Annotated in this window: 16 protein-coding genes; 8 read left to right on the top strand and 8 right to left on the bottom strand. The window is 61.8% G+C overall.

All coding sequences use genetic code 11. The annotated features are described in order from the left end of the window. The first annotated feature begins 6 nt into the window (after nt 1–6). Entirely contained in the window at nt 7–624 is a 618-nt protein-coding gene (locus GTF44_RS07240; RefSeq protein ID WP_171560377.1) for a MarC family protein, read from the top strand. Nucleotides 625–666: 42 nt separating this feature from the next. Next, nucleotides 667–1248 (top strand): TIGR02281 family clan AA aspartic protease, encoded by a 582-nt coding sequence (locus GTF44_RS07235; RefSeq protein ID WP_171560375.1) that lies wholly within the window; start codon nt 667–669, stop codon nt 1246–1248. A 39-nt stretch (nt 1249–1287) separates the two neighbouring features. Here the strand turns inward: GTF44_RS07235 and GTF44_RS07230 are convergent, their stop codons facing one another. Both GTF44_RS07230 and GTF44_RS07225 read right to left on the bottom strand, forming a co-directional pair. Then, entirely contained in the window at nt 1288–1758 is a 471-nt protein-coding gene (locus GTF44_RS07230; protein WP_171560372.1) for a DNA polymerase III subunit chi, read from the bottom strand. A 4-nt stretch (nt 1759–1762) separates the two neighbouring features. Further along, nucleotides 1763–3229, bottom strand: a complete 1467-nt coding sequence (locus GTF44_RS07225) for a leucyl aminopeptidase (protein ID WP_171560370.1) — start codon at nt 3227–3229, stop codon at nt 1763–1765. A 142-nt stretch (nt 3230–3371) separates the two neighbouring features. On the opposite strand from GTF44_RS07225, the gene lptF reads away from it, so the two are divergent. Genes lptF through rsmA form a run of 6 tightly spaced genes read left to right on the top strand, consistent with a single transcriptional unit; the run spans nt 3372 to nt 10809 of the window. Beyond that, on the top strand, nt 3372–4490 hold the full coding sequence (gene lptF, locus GTF44_RS07220) for an LPS export ABC transporter permease LptF (RefSeq protein WP_171560367.1): 1119 nt from the start codon (nt 3372–3374) through the stop codon (nt 4488–4490). Next, nucleotides 4487–5584: an LPS export ABC transporter permease LptG gene (gene lptG, locus GTF44_RS07215; protein WP_171560364.1), complete on the top strand. Its 1098-nt coding sequence runs from the start codon at nt 4487–4489 to the stop codon at nt 5582–5584. Before lptF ends, lptG begins: the two co-directional genes overlap by 4 nt. Further along, the gene (lptD, locus tag GTF44_RS07210; RefSeq protein ID WP_171560362.1) at nt 5581–7725 is read left to right on the top strand and encodes an LPS-assembly protein LptD; all 2145 of its coding nucleotides are present in this window, start codon (nt 5581–5583) and stop codon (nt 7723–7725) included. The genes lptG and lptD overlap by 4 nt, the downstream gene beginning before the upstream one ends. Before the next feature lie 29 nt (nt 7726–7754). Then, a complete protein-coding gene (locus GTF44_RS07205; protein ID WP_171560359.1) occupies nt 7755–8993 on the top strand; it encodes a peptidylprolyl isomerase in 1239 nt (412 codons plus the stop codon). Continuing rightward, nucleotides 8990–9970, top strand: coding sequence for a 4-hydroxythreonine-4-phosphate dehydrogenase PdxA (gene pdxA / locus GTF44_RS07200; protein ID WP_171560356.1), 981 nt, complete (start codon nt 8990–8992; stop codon nt 9968–9970). The genes GTF44_RS07205 and pdxA overlap by 4 nt, the downstream gene beginning before the upstream one ends. Continuing rightward, nucleotides 9967–10809, top strand: a complete 843-nt coding sequence (gene rsmA, locus GTF44_RS07195; RefSeq protein WP_171560354.1) for a 16S rRNA (adenine(1518)-N(6)/adenine(1519)-N(6))-dimethyltransferase RsmA — start codon at nt 9967–9969, stop codon at nt 10807–10809. Before pdxA ends, rsmA begins: the two co-directional genes overlap by 4 nt. A 1-nt stretch (nt 10810) precedes the next feature. On the opposite strand, the gene GTF44_RS07190 is transcribed toward rsmA, so the two are convergent. The 6 genes from GTF44_RS07190 to GTF44_RS07165 form a co-directional block, all read right to left on the bottom strand. Further along, entirely contained in the window at nt 10811–11431 is a 621-nt protein-coding gene (locus GTF44_RS07190; RefSeq protein ID WP_171560351.1) for a DUF4167 domain-containing protein, read from the bottom strand. A gap of 285 nt (nt 11432–11716) precedes the next feature. Next, complete coding sequence (prmC, locus tag GTF44_RS07185; RefSeq protein WP_171560348.1) at nt 11717–12556, bottom strand: peptide chain release factor N(5)-glutamine methyltransferase; 840 nt, start codon at nt 12554–12556, stop codon at nt 11717–11719. Further along, nucleotides 12553–13608, bottom strand: a complete 1056-nt coding sequence (gene prfA, locus GTF44_RS07180; RefSeq protein WP_171560345.1) for a peptide chain release factor 1 — start codon at nt 13606–13608, stop codon at nt 12553–12555. Before prfA ends, prmC begins: the two co-directional genes overlap by 4 nt. A gap of 31 nt (nt 13609–13639) precedes the next feature. Continuing rightward, nucleotides 13640–14089 carry a DUF1499 domain-containing protein gene (locus GTF44_RS07175; protein ID WP_171560343.1) on the bottom strand — a complete coding sequence of 150 codons (450 nt, stop codon included), beginning with the start codon at nt 14087–14089 and terminating at the stop codon, nt 13640–13642. A gap of 58 nt (nt 14090–14147) precedes the next feature. Beyond that, nucleotides 14148–15350, bottom strand: a complete 1203-nt coding sequence (locus tag GTF44_RS07170; protein ID WP_171560340.1) for an acetate/propionate family kinase — start codon at nt 15348–15350, stop codon at nt 14148–14150. Continuing rightward, a complete protein-coding gene (locus tag GTF44_RS07165; protein WP_171560338.1) occupies nt 15347–16717 on the bottom strand; it encodes a bifunctional enoyl-CoA hydratase/phosphate acetyltransferase in 1371 nt (456 codons plus the stop codon). The genes GTF44_RS07170 and GTF44_RS07165 overlap by 4 nt, the downstream gene beginning before the upstream one ends. Nucleotides 16718–16840 lie beyond the last annotated feature (123 nt).

Below are 16840 nucleotides of genomic sequence, written 5' to 3'. Positions count from 1 at the left end.
TAAGCCATGGACCTCGCCACCGCCATCCCTGCCTTTGTTGCACTCTTCGTGATCATCGACCCGATTGGCATGGCGCCGCTTTTCGTCGCGATGACCCAAGGCATGAGCGCCCGGGCCCGGCGCGGCATCGCGATCCGCGCCTGTTTGGTCGCCTTGGCGCTTCTGACCCTGTTCGGCCTAGCCGGGGAAGCGGTGCTGAATTTCCTAGGGATTTCAATGCCCGCCTTTCGTATGGCGGGTGGCATTTTGCTGTTCCTCACGGCCCTCGACATGTTGTTTGAGCGCCGCACACCGCGCCGACAAGGGCAAGCCGAGGCCGCCCATGCGGAGGACCCATCGGTCTTTCCCCTGGCCATACCCCTCATTGCCGGGCCAGGCTCGATCACCACGATGATCCTGCTGGCCGGACAACCCGGCACCGACGCGCTCCATGTCGCGATGATCCATGGGGTGATGGCGCTGGTGTTGCTCTGCGTCTTTGCGCTCTTTCTTCTGGCCAGCCCGCTGGAACGTCTGCTTGGCCCGGTCGGGATCAATGTGGTGACCCGTATCTTGGGCATGTTGCTTGCGGCCTTGTCTGTCCAATTTGTCATCGACGGGTTGCGCGATTTGCAGGTGATTTAAGCGCCCGAGCTCTTATATGAGAGGCATCTGGAGGATAGGTATATGGTTGCGGATCAAATCGCGTCGCTGATCTATTTGGGCCTCTTTGGCACTGTTATTGCTGGATATTTCCTGTTCGCGAACCGGCACCAGATGGGCAAGGTCGCGCAGATGGCGGCGGTCTGGGTATTCATTTTCCTAGGCGCGATTGTTGCAGTCGGTGTCTGGCAGGATGTGCGCGACACGGTCGCCCCAAGGCAATCGGCGGCGATGGACGGCACAGTGATCGAAGTGCCGCGCGCACCGGACGGGCATTATTATCTGATCATGGAGATCAACGAGGTGCCGGTCCGTTTTGTGGTGGATACTGGTGCGTCGGATATGGTTCTGGCCGAGCAAGACGCGATCCGCGCCGGTGTGGATATGGACCGGCTGATCTTTTCGGGCCGGGCCTTGACTGCCAATGGCATGGTCGAAACCGCGCCCGTGCGCTTGGATCAGGTCGCTTTGGAAGGCGTTGTGGATACCGGCGTGCGGGCCGTTGTGAATGCCGGGCAGATGGAAGAGAGCCTGCTTGGCATGGCCTATCTGGACCGGTTCGACCGGATCGAAATCGCCGATGGGCAATTGGTGCTCACCCGCTGATAGGTTACGAAAAACACCCGTTTCGGGATTTTTCGTAACCTATTTGTCGGCGGCAGCCTCGGCCTTCATCTCCCAAGACCCGCCCTCTTCCGACCAATACTGCGCCGCGCAGCCCGCCCCGGTCAGCGTCTTCCACTGCTCCCGCGCCTGCTGCACCGCGCCCGGATCATGGCCGTCGAACAGCACGCAGACCCGATCCATCGCCGTGACCTCTTCGGCGCTAATGGCGGCGCCCTCGACACTCATCAGACAGGTCGCGCCATTGGGCAGATCTGCAGCAGTGGTCAACAGGATAGGCTGCGCGGCATCATGATCGCCGCCCGCCTTGCCATGAGGCAGAAACCCCTCTTCCGGGCGCAGCCAGAGCAGATCGTCCAACCGCTCCACCATCGCATCACTTTGGGCGCGCACCGCCACCCGCCATCCAGCCCCGCGCGCTTTGCCCGCAAGACTGGCCAGCGTGACCTCTAAGGGCCGCCGGGTCAGGTGGTAGAAATAGGCCGCGCCCAATCGCTTAGCCCTCGTAGCGGTCGTGCACCAAACGGTCGAGCGCCAGAACGCCCCAGCCCGTCGCGCCTTTCGGAGCCAAGACGGTGTCTGATTTGACCGAGGCGACGCCGGCGATATCGAGGTGGATCCAGGGCGTGTCGTCTTTCACAAAGCGTTGCAGGAATTGCGCCGCAGTGATCGAACCGGCGGACCGCCCGCCGATGTTTTTCATATCCGCCACGTTGGATTTCAGCATTTTGTCGTAACCCGCACCCAAAGGCATCCGCCAAGCGCCTTCTCCCTCGGTCGCGGCGGCCTTCAGGAACGCGTCACAGAACCCGTCATCATTGGAAAAAACGCCCGCGTTTTCATGGCCCAAGCCGATGATGATCGCCCCGGTCAAAGTCGCCAGATCAACCATGGCGGAGGGTTTGAACCGATCCTGCGCGTACCACATCACATCGGCCAGAACCAAACGCCCCTCGGCATCGGTGTTGATCACCTCAATCGTGTCGCCCTTCATCGATTTGACCACATCCCCCGGGCGCTGCGCATTTGGCCCCGGCATGTTCTCAACCAAACCGACAAGCCCCACAACATTGGCCTTGGCCTTGCGCAGAGCAAGCGCCCGCATCACGCCAGAAACGACCCCCGCGCCGCCCATATCCATGGTCATATCTTCCATGCCAGCCGCCGGTTTCAAACTGATCCCGCCGGTGTCGAAGACCACACCTTTGCCGACGAGCGCCAAGGGTGCCTCATCCCCGCCGCCATTCCACTGCATGACGACGACCTTCGAAGGCGCGTCCGACCCTTGGCCAACGCCCAACAGCGCGCCCATGCCCAGTTTGCCAAGCTCGTCCTCTTCGAGGATTTCCACCTCCAGGCCGATTTCCTGCATCGCGGCTAGGCGTGCGGCGAAATCATTTGTGGTCAAGACATTGGCCGGTTCGCTCACCAGATCGCGAGTGAAGAACACGCCTTCGGCCAAGGCCATCGCGGGTTTGGCGGCGGCGGCGACCTCCTCGGGTTTCGAGCACATGATGGTGGCCGCCCCGGCTTCGGTTTCTGTCTCGGTCTTGTGATCGGTGAAAGCATAGGCCCGGAGCGCCAGGCCGAGAGATATCTCATCAATCCGGGTCAGGTTGCCCGCCCCAATCAACAGCGCCTCATCCCCTTTGAATTTCGCCAGCGTCGCGCCAGTTTTCCGCGCCAGTTCGACCGACGGACGACGCGGCAGCTTCACCACCATCAGGGCCGTAGCCAGAAGCCCTGTTGGGAAGCTCAACGCAACCCCTTCGCCCTCTTTCACCTTGCTCCATTTCTCCGAGTCCAAAAGCCGAGCGACCGCCCCCTTTGTCAGCCGGTTGGCGCGCCGGGCGCTGGCATCGATCTTGCCATCTTCGGTCGCGAAAACGGCAATCTTGCCCTCGCACTCGCGCATCTGATCGAGATCGGTTTCGACAAAGGAAATGGAGATCGGGCTGGTCATGAGAGTCCTCTTGGGGGAATGCGATTTGGCGCAGCTTAGGCCCCGGCGCGGGGGATGACCAGATGGCCCTGTGCATGGGCGGATGATTGCAGTAAAACCATGCGCAAGAACACGTGCAGCACAAGACAAGGGGGCGAGGCCAGTGGGGCGGTATGACCGGTATATCCTGTCGCAACTGCTGGTATTGTTCGGCTTTTTCAGCCTCGTGTTGATCTCGGTCTATTGGATCAACCGCGCGGTGGACTTGTTCGACTCGCTGATCGCCGATGGCCAAAACGTCGCGGTGTTTCTGGAGTTCACGGCGCTCAGCTTGCCCCAGATTATGTTGACCGTTCTGCCAGTCTCGGCCTTTGTGGCGACACTTTATATCTTCAATCGGATGATCTCCGAAAGTGAGTTGGTGGTGCTTCAAACCGCCGGTATGGGCGGCATACGCCTGTTGCGCCCGGTGATTGTCTTCGGCTTGGTTTTGGCGATCCTGGTCAGCATCTTGGCGCATATCTTGGCCCCCGCCGCGCGAAGCCAGTTCAATGATCGGAGCGTTGAGGTCACACAAGACATGACCGGGCGGCTGCTCCGTGAGGGGCAGTTCATTCACCCAACCCGAGGGGTGACGGTTTACATTCGCGACATCACCGAACTGGGCGAGTTCCGGGATGTGTTCTTGCAAGATCGGTCTTCCAGAAGCAGCGAGACGACATATGTCGCGCAGCGGGCGCTGCTGGTGCGGAGTGAGGCCGGGCCCCGCCTGGTCATGTTTGACGGGCTGGCGCAGACACTCACACTGGAAGACCAACGCCTCTCCGTCGTTGAATTTGACGATTTCACATATGATATCGCTGGCTTGATCGAGGCGCCGGACAGCCGCCGCTATGACCTGGGCGAATTGTCGACGCCGGTTTTGCTGACCGCTGATCCGGATTTTGCGGCCGAGCAAGGATTTCAGCGCAAGCAGATGCAGTTTGAGGGCCATAGCCGGATTGCCCGCGCGATATTTGTGCTGATGGTCCCGGCCATCGCAGCGGCGACGCTGATGCTCGGTTCCTTCTCGCGGTTTGGCGTCTGGCCGCAAATCTTCTTGGCGGTGACACTGATCATTCCGTTGCAAATCACATGGAATGCCGCCGAAGCCCTCGCGCTGCAAGACGGCGGGCATATCTTGGTTGTCTATGCTCAACCGGCTCTCGCGACCCTGATCGTCGCCGGGTTGATCCTTTGGGGCATGCGGGTGCGGCGCCTCCGGCCAGAGGTGGCGGCATGATCTTGCATTTCTATATTGCGCGGCGGTTTCTCCGCGCGTTCATGATTGTGCTTGGGGTCTTTATCTCGATCCTCCTGCCGATTGATTTGGCCGAGCAAATCCGCCGAATTGGCAACCCAGAGGCCGGGTTTGGCGCGGCGTTTGAGCTCGCGTTGCTGAACACACCTGGCACGCTTTATGAGATGCTGCCGCTTTTCATTATGTTGGCGACCTTGTTTCTGTTCTTGGGCCTTGCTCGAACCTCCGAGATGGTGGTGATCCGTGCCGCCGGTCGCTCGGCGCTCCGCAGTACGATGTCGCCGGTGATCGTGGCGATCTTACTGGGCATTCTTGGCATCATGGTGATCAACCCAATTGTCGCCGCGACCGAGCGGCAATATGCGCAGACCGTCTCTCGGTATCAGACCGGTGAAGCGCAAACAGTCTCGATCAGCGCGGAGGGGTTGTGGCTGCGCCAAGGTAGCGAAGCGCAGCAAACGGTGATCCGGGCGGAACGGACCAATGCCGACGGTACGGTTCTGCAAAACGCCAGTTTCTTTGCCTTCGATGAAGATGGCGCCATGCAAAGCCGAATTGATGCGGACACCGCGCGTTTGGAGCTGGGCGCGTGGGAGCTGGAACAGGTCAAAATCTGGCCTCTTGCCGGGAGCAGCAACCCCGAAGCCCAAGCTGAGACGCAGGCCCGCTTCACACTCGCCTCAACCCTGACTCGCGAACAAATTCGGGACAGTTTCGGCAGCCCTTCCACCGTGCCGATCTATGAATTGCCGCGTTTCATTGAGCAGCTCAACAATGCTGGATTTGCCGCGCTGTCGCATCGGGTGTGGTTGCAGATGGAGCTGTCAAATCCGCTGATGCTGGCCGCGATGGTGTTGATTGCGGCGGGTTTCACCATGCGGCACACGCGATTTGGCAAGACCGGGGTGATGGTGCTGTCGGCCATCTTACTGGGCTTCGGCGTCTTCTTCATCCGCCGCTTTGCCGAGGTCTTGGGCGAAACCGGGCAATTGCCGATCTACATTGTTGCCTGGACCCCACCGTTGGCCGCAATTCTCTTGGCGCTCGGGCTCTTGTTGCATACGGAGGACGGATGAGCGCGATCCGCCAAATTCTAGCCGTCCTTGCGGTCTTGGCCGCGTCCGGGCTTGGGCCGAGCGTGGCGCAAGACACCGCCGCCCTGCCCGCGACCCTGATTGCCGACAGCATTGATTTTGAGCGCGCGAGCCAAGTGGTCGTGGCCAGCGGCAGTGTCGAAGTGTTCTATCAAGGCAGCCGGCTTCGTGCACAAAGCGTGCGGTATGACGGGACCAACGATATGCTGGCGGTCGAAGGGCCGCTCACGTTGACCGAAGCCAATGGGCGGACGGTTTTCCTGGCCGAGTTTGCGGAGCTTTCGGGCGACCTCCAAGACGGGATATTGCAATCGGCACGTCTGGTCTTGGACCGACAATTGCAGATCGCCGCGACCGAGATCAACCGATCCGATGGCAGGTATACCCAGCTTTATCAAAGCGTTGCATCCTCTTGCGAGATTTGCGCGGACAACCCCACGCCGCTTTGGGAAATCCGCGCACGGCGGATCGTGCATGATCAATTAGAGCGCCAGCTCTATTTCGAAGACGCGCAGTTTCGCGCTCTAGGCATTCCAATTGCCTATATCCCGCGGTTGCGCTTGCCGGACCCGACCTTGGAGCGGGCGCGCGGGTTTCTGGCACCTTCGATCAGTTCCGACGATCTGATCGGGACGGGCATTCGCCTGCCCTATTTCATCCCTTTGGGCGATCATGCGGACCTGACACTCACCCCATTTCTGACGATCGGTGACAGCCAATCGCTTGAGGCTCGCTATCGCCAAGCCTTCCACAACGGGTTTATCGAAGCCAACGGCGCCCTCACCTGGGATAATCTGACCGATGATGAACAACGCGGCTATATCTTTGCGGACGGGTATTTCCTGCTGCCTCGAGATTTCCGCTTCGATTTTGAGATCGATGCTGTCACAGATCGCACCTATCTCTTGGCATATGGCTTTTCCGAGCAGGACCGGCTGGACAATCGCCTGACGCTGAGCCGGGCACGGCGTGATGAGTATATCGAAGCGGGTTTCAGCTACTTCTCTTCGCTGCGCGAGGGCGACGACAACCGCACCCTGCCCAATCAAGCGCTGAATGCGGAATACACTCGGCGTTATACGCCGCCAGTCATTGGCGGGATCGCGTCGTTAGGCTTCTCAGGCCATACACATTACCGGATCGACGATACCGATATAATCGGGCGCGATGTGGGGCGGCTTTCGGCCAATGCTGATTGGCGGCGCGATTGGGTTCTGCCGGCCGGACTGCTCCTAGCCGTCGAAACCGAACTCAATGCCGATTACTACGCGATCCAGGAAGATAGCAGCTTTGCCGACCATGAGACACGCTTTGCCCCTGCAGCCGCTGTCGAACTCCGTTGGCCTTGGGCGCGGACCAGTATGCGCGGCGTGACCCATCTGATCGAGCCAACCATACAGCTTGCCTGGAGCGATGATAACGGCGCGGTGGTTCCCAATGAAGACAGCGCGGTGGTCGAGTTTGATGAGGCCAATCTCTTCTCGCTGAACCGCTTTCCAGGACGCGATGGGTTTGAGACTGGCGCACGATTGAACGTCGGTCTGACCTACACCCGCACCGATCCCCTGGGCTGGTCGCTTGGCGTCACCGTGGGGCGCGTCTATCGCGACACCGAGCCGGGGCAGTTCACGCCTGGCTCGGGGCTTGATGGCGTCCAGTCCGATTGGCTGCTCGCGGCGCATCTGGGCCTTGGTCAAGACCTCAGCGTGATCAACCGGGCTCTTTTCGACGATGAGTTTGATTTTACCTCAAACGAACTGGCCGTAACCTGGCGCGGCGATGCCCATAATCTGACGTCGAGTTTTACCTGGCTTCTGGCGGACCCGGCAGAAGGGCGCCCACGAGACATGGCCGAATGGGCGCTCGATGCGGGCTATGATTTCGACAATGCTTGGGCCGCCCAAGCCAATTGGCGCTATGATTTTGTGGCGGATGAAGCGACACGGGCTGGCTTGGCGCTGACCTATGCCACGGAATGTGTCGATGTGGAGTTTTCCCTCTCGCGCCGCTTTACCACCTCGGCTACGTTGGAGCCGTCAACCGAGTTTGGCATAACCGTCGCATTGAATGGCTTTGGAGCCACGCGAGACGGGCGCCGCTATGACCGTAGCTGCCATAGATAAGCGGCGCGAAAGGATAACGGATAGAAACGATGAGCATGCGAGCACAGCAGTTTTCCAAAACCCGCCAGTTTACCCGCGCGTTGGTTTTCGGCGGCGCGATGGGTTTGGCCCTGGGTCTGATACCAACGGCGCCCTGGGCGCAACAAAGCCCGTTCACCGCCGCCATCACGGTCAATGATCGGGCGGTGACCTATTACGAGATCGAGCAACGGATCCTGTTCCTCGAGTTGCTCAACGCGCCCGGCGATTTGGAGCAAGAGGCCCGCGAGACACTCACCAATGAGCGATTGCAAGCGGAAGCGGGGGCGCGATTTGGTTTGAGCGCCACGCCGACGGATATCGAGGCCGGAATGGCGGAATTTGCAGCGCGGGCAAACTTGGAACCCGAGCAGTTTATCCAAGCGATTGCCGCAAGCGGCGTCGAGGCCGAGACTTTTCGAGATTTCGTTGCTGCCGGTGTGACCTGGCGGAACGTGTTGCGGGCCCGGTTTGGACCTCGCGCGCAAGTCAGCGAGGAAGAGATCGACCGGGCGCTGACGCTCAGCGGCTCCACCGGTGGAGCGCGGATTTTGCTTGCAGAGCTTGTCATTCCCCTCACGCCGCAAAACCAAGATGACGTACGCACGCAGATTCAAGGCCTGTCTGAAAGCCTTGATGGCGATATCGGCGGGTTCTCTGCCGCGGCGCGACGGCTGTCTGCCGCAGGCACCGCGCGGGCCGGTGGCTCGCTTGGCTGGCGGCCTTTGTCCAGCCTACCACCCGGCTTGCGCTCTTTGGTTTTGACGCTCGGGCCGGGCGATGTGACCGACCCTGTCCCACTCGGCCCCGCGATTGCGATCTTCCAGCTGCGCGATTTTGAAGAAACCGACTTCGTCACGCCCGTCGTGACGGCGGTCGAGTATGCGACAATTCCGGTAACCGATGGGCTTTCCGAGGCAACGGCCCTGCGCGACGAGATCGATACATGCGAAGATCTCTATGGTGTGCGCCCCGACGGGTTCACCCGGATCTCGCAACTGATCGACGAGGTGCCCGGCAATGTGGCGCTGGAACTGGCCCGGTTGGATGATAACGAAATGTCCTTTGGCTTGACCGGCCAAGGCGGCGAGGTCTCGCAAGTTCTGATGCTCTGCGGCCGGTCGACCGAACTGCCCGAAGGCGGGCGGGAGCAGGTGCGCGAGGTTCTGTTCCAGCAACGCCTGGAGAGTTACGCCAACGGGTTTATGGCCGAGTTGCGCGCCGAGGCGATCATCACGGAAGACGAATGAGCTGCGCACCGATTGCGCTAAGCTCGGGTGAGCCAGCGGGAATTGGACCAGAGATCGCCGCCAAGGCTTGGGCGGAGCTTGGCGCGCGATTGCCGTTTTTTGTGATTGGTGACCCGGCGCATTTCGCGGGGTTCGGTATGCCGGTCGAAGTCATTCGCACGGCAGGTGATGCGGATCATGTGGCAGGCCATGCGTTGCCGGTTCTGGCGCAAGAATTCCCGGCCGCCGCTGTACCGGGGCGTCCCGCCCCGGCGAATGCCCAGGCGGTGATTGACGTGATCGCAACCGGGGTTGATTTGGTGATGCGGGGCGCGGCCTCGGCGCTGTGCACCGCGCCGATTCACAAGAAAGCGCTGAAAGACGGCGCGGGGTTCCCCTATCCTGGCCATACCGAATATCTGGCGCATTTGGCGGGCATGGAGCGCGTGGTGATGATGCTGGCCTGCGACGCGCTCAAAGTGGTGCCGACGACGATCCATATTGCCCTGGCCGATGTCCCAGGGGCGCTGAGCCGCGCGCTTTTGATGGATACGATCCGGATCACCCACGCCGCCCTACGCCAGGATTTCGGCGTGGACGCGCCGCGCATCGCCGTCACGGGGCTCAATCCGCATGCAGGCGAAGGCGGCACGATGGGCGGCGAGGAGATCGCTTTGATCACGCCGGTTCTGGAGGCGTTGCGCGCTGAAGGGCTGGCGGTCACCGGCCCGCATTCCGCCGACACGATGTTTCACGCGGAGGCACGCGCCGGGTATGATGCGGCAGTGGCGATGTATCACGACCAGGCGCTGATCCCGATCAAAACGCTGGATTTCGCAGGCGGGGTGAATGTGACCCTTGGGCTGCCGTTTATCCGCACCTCCCCCGATCATGGCACGGCCTTCGACATCGCGGGCACCGGCAAAGCCGACCCTACCAGTCTGATCGCGGCCCTGAAAATGGCCGAGAAAATGGCCAGGGCGCGGGCGGCGAGATGAGTGGGATCGATACCCTGCCACCGTTACGCGAGGTGATCGCCACCCATGGGTTGAGCGCGCGCAAGGCCCTGGGGCAGAATTTTCTGTTGGACCTCAACCTGACAGCGAAAATCGCTCGCGCGGCCGGCGATCTGACGGGTCATGACGTGTTGGAAGTGGGCCCGGGACCTGGGGGGCTGACCCGGGGGCTGCTCTCCGAGGGCGCGCGACGCGTGGTGGCGGTTGAGAAAGACGCCCGCTGCCTGCCCGCCTTGGCCGAGATTGCAGCGGCCTATCCAGAGCGGCTGGAGGTTCTGAACGCGGATGCGTTGGAGATCGATTGGGCCGCGCATCTGACCCCGCCAATCAAGGTGGTGGCCAACCTGCCCTATAATGTGGGCACCGAGCTTCTGGTCCGTTGGCTGACGCCGCCCACTTGGCCACCGCTCTGGGACAGCCTGACGCTCATGTTCCAACGCGAGGTGGCCGAGCGGATCGTGGCGCAACCTGGCAGCAAGGCCTATGGCCGCTTGGCCGTTCTGGCGCAGTGGCGGTGCGAGGCGAGGATTGTGATGAGCCTGCCACCGGGCGCATTTACACCGCCGCCGAAGGTCAGCTCATCGGTGGTGCATCTGGCCGCCCTTCCCGCGCCGCGCTATCCGGCGGACCCGGATGTGTTGCAGCGGGTTGTGGCCAAGGCCTTCAACCAGCGCCGCAAAATGCTGCGCGCCGCGTTGAAAGGGCTGGTACCTGACATCGAGGATCGGCTTTTAGCCGCCGGGCTGGCCCCAACGGACCGGGCCGAGCAAATCCCTATCGAAGGGTTCTGCGCCCTGGCCCGGCAGGTGGCGGCGGGCTAGGCTACTCAGCCGCTTCCTGCGGATTGTCGGGGGTTGGCTCCGCTGGCGGGCTGTCGGTTTCAGCCTCTGCCTTGCGTGGGCGCCGGGTCCGGCTGCGTTTGGGCTTGGGCGCGCTTTCTGGCGTTTCCACCAAACCACTATCGCCCTCGGGTGCCGCATCGATCACCGCGTCAAAACTGGCATCGGGTTGTGCACCTTCGCCCGGTTGAAGCTCTGGTTGCGGGGCGCTGGCGGCCGGTTTGGTGTTTTGTGCAGCGCTGTCATCGGCGCGTTGCTGATTTTGCTGCGCCGCCTCGTCATGGCGCTGCTGGTTTTGCTGACGCTGCTCGCGCTGCTGGTTTTGCTGCGCCTCTTGCGCCTCGCGCTTGGCTTCCATCTCGCGCTGCGCTTCGCTCAACATGCGGGTGTAATGTTCGGCATGTTGTTGGAAATTCTCGGTCGCGACCCGGTCATTGGAGAGTTGGGCGTCGCGCGCCAACTGGTTGTATTTATCGATAATCTGCTGCGGGGTGCCACGCACCTTGCCCTCAGGACCCGAGCTGTCAAACACCCGGTTGACGATATTGCCAACGGACCGGTTCCGGTTGCCCTTGGACCGCGAGCGGTTCTTAGATGATCTCATAAGTTTTCTGTTCCAGTGTTCCTGGTGGGAATTGTCGGACCTGGCCCCCGCCAGATCATGTTACAGGCCAACACGCTAATTCCTGGTTGACCCGATTCTGTGGCAAAACCGCGGGCGATTGGGCAGGCCAATCTGCGTCCGCTGGCAAATGAGTAACCACGCTCCGACGCGCAAAACAAGGGTAAATCGGCGTAAAGGCACATTTTTGCGTGTAAAAACGCCGAAATCAGCACAGTTCAGCGCGGTTTTGGCCTGTTCCTCATATTGGGACGCTTCGTCCGGTGATCAAGACGGCCCGTGCCACGTGCCGCCGACCACGCGATCCCGCCCGTCAAAATCGGGGGTAACCGTGATCTCGCTCAGCCCGGCCTCGGCAAAGAGGTCTGAGACCGCCCTGCCCTGGCTCGGCCCGATCTCCACCAACACCCGCCCGCCGGAGGTCAGGTGCCCCGGTGCAGCCGCCGCGATCGCGCGATAGGCGAAGAGGCCATCGGCCCCATCGGTGAGCGCGCCATGGGGTTCGTAATCGCGCACATCGGGAGCCAGCGCAGCCATCTCGACCGCCGCGATATAAGGCGGGTTTGAGACGATCAGATCGAACCGCCCCCCAACGGCAGAGAACCAATCGGATTCGATCAGAGCAAGCCGGTCGCCGATATTCAACTCCGCCGCGTTCCATTCGGCAATCGCGAGCGCCTGGGGCGAGATATCCGTACCAATTCCGGTTGCCCCCGGACGCTCCGCCAGAAGGCTCAGCAAGATACAGCCAGTGCCGGTGCCCAGATCGAGCACCTCTTTGAACGGGTGGCGCAAGGCTTGCTCGATCAGGATTTCGGTCTCCGGGCGCGGATCGAGCACATCCGCCGTCACATGAAACCAGCGGCCATAAAACCAGCGCCCGCCAAGGATATGGCTGACCGGTTCGCAGGCCAGCCGTCGGCCTAGGGCATTCTCATAGAAGAACTCGGCCTCTTCGCTAAGTGGATCGCGGAGATGCAGGATTACCCGGTCTGGCGTCACCCCCAATGCCGCGGCCATCAGCCAGCGCGCGTCTTTCTCCGCGCCCTCAATCCCCACTGCGCGCAATCGGTCCCGGCCCGCATTCAGCGCGGCCTGGACGCTCACCCCTCCATCTCCGCCAGCATCCGCGCCTGATCATCGGCGATAAGCGCGTCGATCACCTCATCCAAATCGCCCTGCATGACCTGATCGAGCTTATAAAGCGTCAAGTTGATCCGGTGATCGGTCATCCGGCCTTGCGGGAAGTTATAGGTGCGGATGCGCTCGGAACGGTCGCCAGAGCCGACCTGCGATTTCCGATCCGCCGCGCGTTCGTCATCGACGCGCTGGCGTTCGAGATCATAGAGCCGGGCACGCAGGACGCCCATCGCGATCTCCCGGTTGCGATGTTGCGATTTCTCCGACGAAGTCACCACGATGCCTGAGGGGATATGGGTGATCCGTACCGCGCTATCGGTGGTGTTCACATGCTGCCCGCCGGCCCCGCTGGCGCGCATCGTGTCGATCCGGATGTCATTGGCGGGAATGTCGATATCGACCTCTTCCGCCTCGGGCAGCACGGCAACCGTCGCGGCAGAGGTATGGATGCGCCCGCCGGATTCGGTGGTAGGCACCCGCTGCACCCGATGCACTCCGGATTCGTATTTCAGCCGGGCGAATACCCCCTCGCCCGTGACATGGGCCACAACTTCTTTGATCCCGCCCAACTCCGTCTGGCTTTGCTCGATGATCTCCAGCTTCCACCCACGGGTCTCGGCATAGCGTTCATACATCCGCAGCAAATCCGCCGCAAAAAGCGCCGCCTCATCGCCGCCGGTGCCGGGACGGATCTCGATCATTGCCGGGCGCGCGTCGGCGGCATCTTTTGGCAAAAGCGCGATGCGAAGAGCCTGCTCCGCCTCGGGCAAAGCGGCACGCAGCGTCGGCAACTCCTCCTCGGCCAGCGCCTTCATCTCCGGATCGTCCAACATCGCCTCGGCCTCGTCGATGTCGCGCAACAACTGCTGATAGGCGGCAATCTGATCGGCCACGGGTTTCAGCGCGGCATATTCCTGGCTGATCGTGGCAATCTCGGAGGCATCGGGGCCCGCGTTCAGGCGCGCCTCGAGAAACTCGAACCGGTCGGTGATTTGGTGAAGGCGATCCGCGGGCAACATTCTGGCGGTGTCGCTTGAGGCCGCGGAAACGTCAAGAGCCGAGCTGCGACAGCCAGCGCTCCACCCGGGCCGCATTCACCCCCATATCGGAATGCCCAAAGCGCGAGCGCGAGAAGATGTCGATGGCAACTTGGCCCGCCTCATCGGTGGGATGGACCTGCACAGAGATCGCATCGGGATAGCCCATTAGCCTAGTGCGCTGCACATAGGTGATATGCCCGTCAGACACACTTCCCGCGATTAGGTGGGCGCCATCGCCGCGCGCAATCTCATCAAGCTGGGCGGCGATCCCATCAACCGTTCCGGCAAAGCGCGGCGCATCCTCACCGATCAGCAGGACATAATTGGGGCTGTCAGGGGGCGTCACCTCTGCCGGGGTCAGATGCCAAATCTCGGGCGGCATTGGCGCCACCCGCATATAGACCGCCATAGCGCCAATCAGCAAACCGATGGCCACCACTGCAAATAGGATCAACCGCATGAGATACCTCGCAAATCTGACCGCTAAAGTGTGGTGTTCTGAGCGAAGGTCAAGGCCGCTATTCGGCGGCGGCCCAAGCGCCCCTTGCTTCCCGCGTGGCTTCGGCATCACCGAGAGTCGCGACAACCGCGCGCGCGATCACACGTTCCTCGTCGGTCGGCACAACCAGCACCGGCACCGGCCCGGCATCAATCCGCGGCGCGCTCACGTCATTGGCCGCGGGCGCAATGCTGAGCCCAAGAAAATCGAGCCCAGCCACTGCGCGGGCGCGAATGGGGGCTGCGTTTTCACCAATCCCGCCGGTGAAGACCAGCGCATCAACACCGCCCAGAACCGCCGCCATGGCCCCGATCTCTCGGCGGAGACGGAAAACATAATAGTCGATGGCTTCGGCCGCTTCCGGTTCGGGGCTCTGCAACAAGCTGCGCATATCATGGGTGATGCCAGAGAGACCTTTGAGCCCGGATTCCTTGTACAGCAGATTGCTGATCTCGTCGGTGCCCATGCCTTCGGCATCCATCAGATAGAGCAAAACGCCCGGATCGACCTGCCCCGAACGGGTGCCCATCGGCAGGCCGTCCAGCGCCGAGAACCCCATCGACGAGCCGACAGACCGGCCCCCTTTTATCGCGCAGATCGAGGCGCCATTGCCCAGATGCGCAACAATCACCCGGCCCTCGGCCAGACGCGGCCAATCCCGACGGAGCGCGCCCATGATGTAATCATAGCTCAGCCCGTGGAACCCATAGCGGCGCACGCCTTGGTCATAGAAGCGGCGCGGCAAGGCGAATGTGTCATTGACCCAAGGATGACCGCGATGAAAGGCGGTGTCGAAACAGGCGACCTGTGCGGCTTGCGGGAAGGCCGCATGGGCCGCCTCGACGCCCGCCAGGTTATAGGGCTGGTGCAGCGGCGCGAGCGGCTCGAACTGCCGCAGTTGTTCGATTGTGGCGGGGTCAAGCACGCGCGGGCCGTCGAAATCCGGGCCGCCATGCACCACCCTGTGCCCCACGCCATCAATCCCCCGCCCGGCCATCAGCGGCGTCACCGCATCGAGGATCGCTTGCATCCCGCTCGCGTGGTCGGTCGGTCCAAGGTTGGTTTCGACCGGATCCGCCCCGCGTGGGGTTAAGATCAGCTTGGCATTCGGCCCCAACGCGTCGACTTCGCCATTCGCTTCTTCGACAGGTTCGGGCGCATTGGCATAGAGCCCGAATTTGATGGTTGAAGAGCCTGCATTCAGGGTCAGGATCACGCTCATTTAGACGTACTCGCAGCATAAAGCGCGGCAATCGCGCAGGAAGCCAGGCGCGCCTTGTCGTCATCGGCGCGGCTGGTGAGGATGATGGGAACTTGCGCGCCCATGACGATGCCGCCGGCCTCAGCATGGGCCAGGAAGGTCAGCTCTTTGGCCAACATATTACCGGATTCCAGATTGGGGGCGACCAGGATCTCGGCGCGGCCCGCGACCAGCCCTTTAAGGCCTTTGGTCCGCGCCGCCTCCAAATCCACCGCGTTGTCCATCGCCAGCGGGCCATCAACCAAGCCGCCGGTGATCTGCCCCCGATCGGCCATTTTGGAGAGGATCGCGGCATCCAGGGTTGAAGGGATCGAAGCCGTCACCGTTTCAACCGCCGAGAGAATCCCCACTTTGGGTTCCGCCACGCCCAGCCCGATGGCGAGATCGATGGCGTTTTGCACAATCGACACTTTGCATTCCAAATCGGGCGCGATGTTGATCGCCGCGTCGGTGACGAACAGCAGATGGTCGAGCCCCGGAACATCCATGACAAACACATGCGAGAGGCGGCGATTGGTGCGCAACCCACCATCTTTCTTGAGAATTGCATGCAGAAGCTGATCGGTATGCAGATGGCCCTTCATCACCGCCCGCGCGCGGCCCTCATGCACAAGCGCCACAGATTTCAGGGCTGCGGCGCGATGATCGGGAATATCGATGATCTCTAAGCCGCTGATATCACATCCACATTCCTCGGCGGCGGCGGCGATCTTCTTGGCGCAGCCCACCAAGATCGGGTCGATCAGTGTGTGATCCCGGCCAAGCATCGCGCCCATAAGGGCATCGGCGGTTTCCGGCGCCACGACGCTGGTGGGGATCGGCGGCAAAGGTTCGGCCCGCTCGATCAACCGGTCGAAATGCACATGGCTCTGGACAGTCAAGCCCGGCACGTCATGGGCATCGAAGCTCTGCGCCGCATCGGGTGCAATGACCCGCGCCTCGCCCTCGGCGATCCGGCCATTCGGGCCGTCGACCCAGGTCTCGAAACGCACCAGGTTGCCGGGCAGTTTTTCGACAACCCGCACACCGGCGGTCAATTTGTCGCCCGCATGCGCCCGGCCAATGAACCGCAAGGTTTGGTCGCGGTAAAGCGTGCCCGGCCCCGGCAGTTGGTTGCCCAACACGCCCGAAATCAGCGCACCCAGCCAGGCCGATGGGGCCACCGCCTCGGGCAGCCCATCGCCATCCTCACGCGGCAGATGCATCGGGTTCAGATTGCCGCTGGAATTGGCAAAGACATAGAGGTCATCGGCGACGCAGAGACGGTCAATGCTGGCCTGCATGCCGACCTCAATCGCGTCATAGGGCGTGTTGGTGAATATCGTCATCTCTGTCCTTGGGCCGCTCGTCGCCTCTTATCTGGGCACCCTACCCCTGAATTACGACAGGGCTTTGACACAGGTCAGATTTTCACCCGGCGCATGGCGATAAAACGCCCGTGCGGAATGCTG

The organism is Roseobacter sp. HKCCD6576-2 (genome assembly GCF_013179285.1).
In the GTDB taxonomy this organism is placed as follows: domain Bacteria; phylum Pseudomonadota; class Alphaproteobacteria; order Rhodobacterales; family Rhodobacteraceae; genus Rhodophyticola; species Rhodophyticola oceani.
Note: the sequence above shows the minus strand (reverse complement) of the source record. Positions and strands in the feature narration are given on the sequence as shown.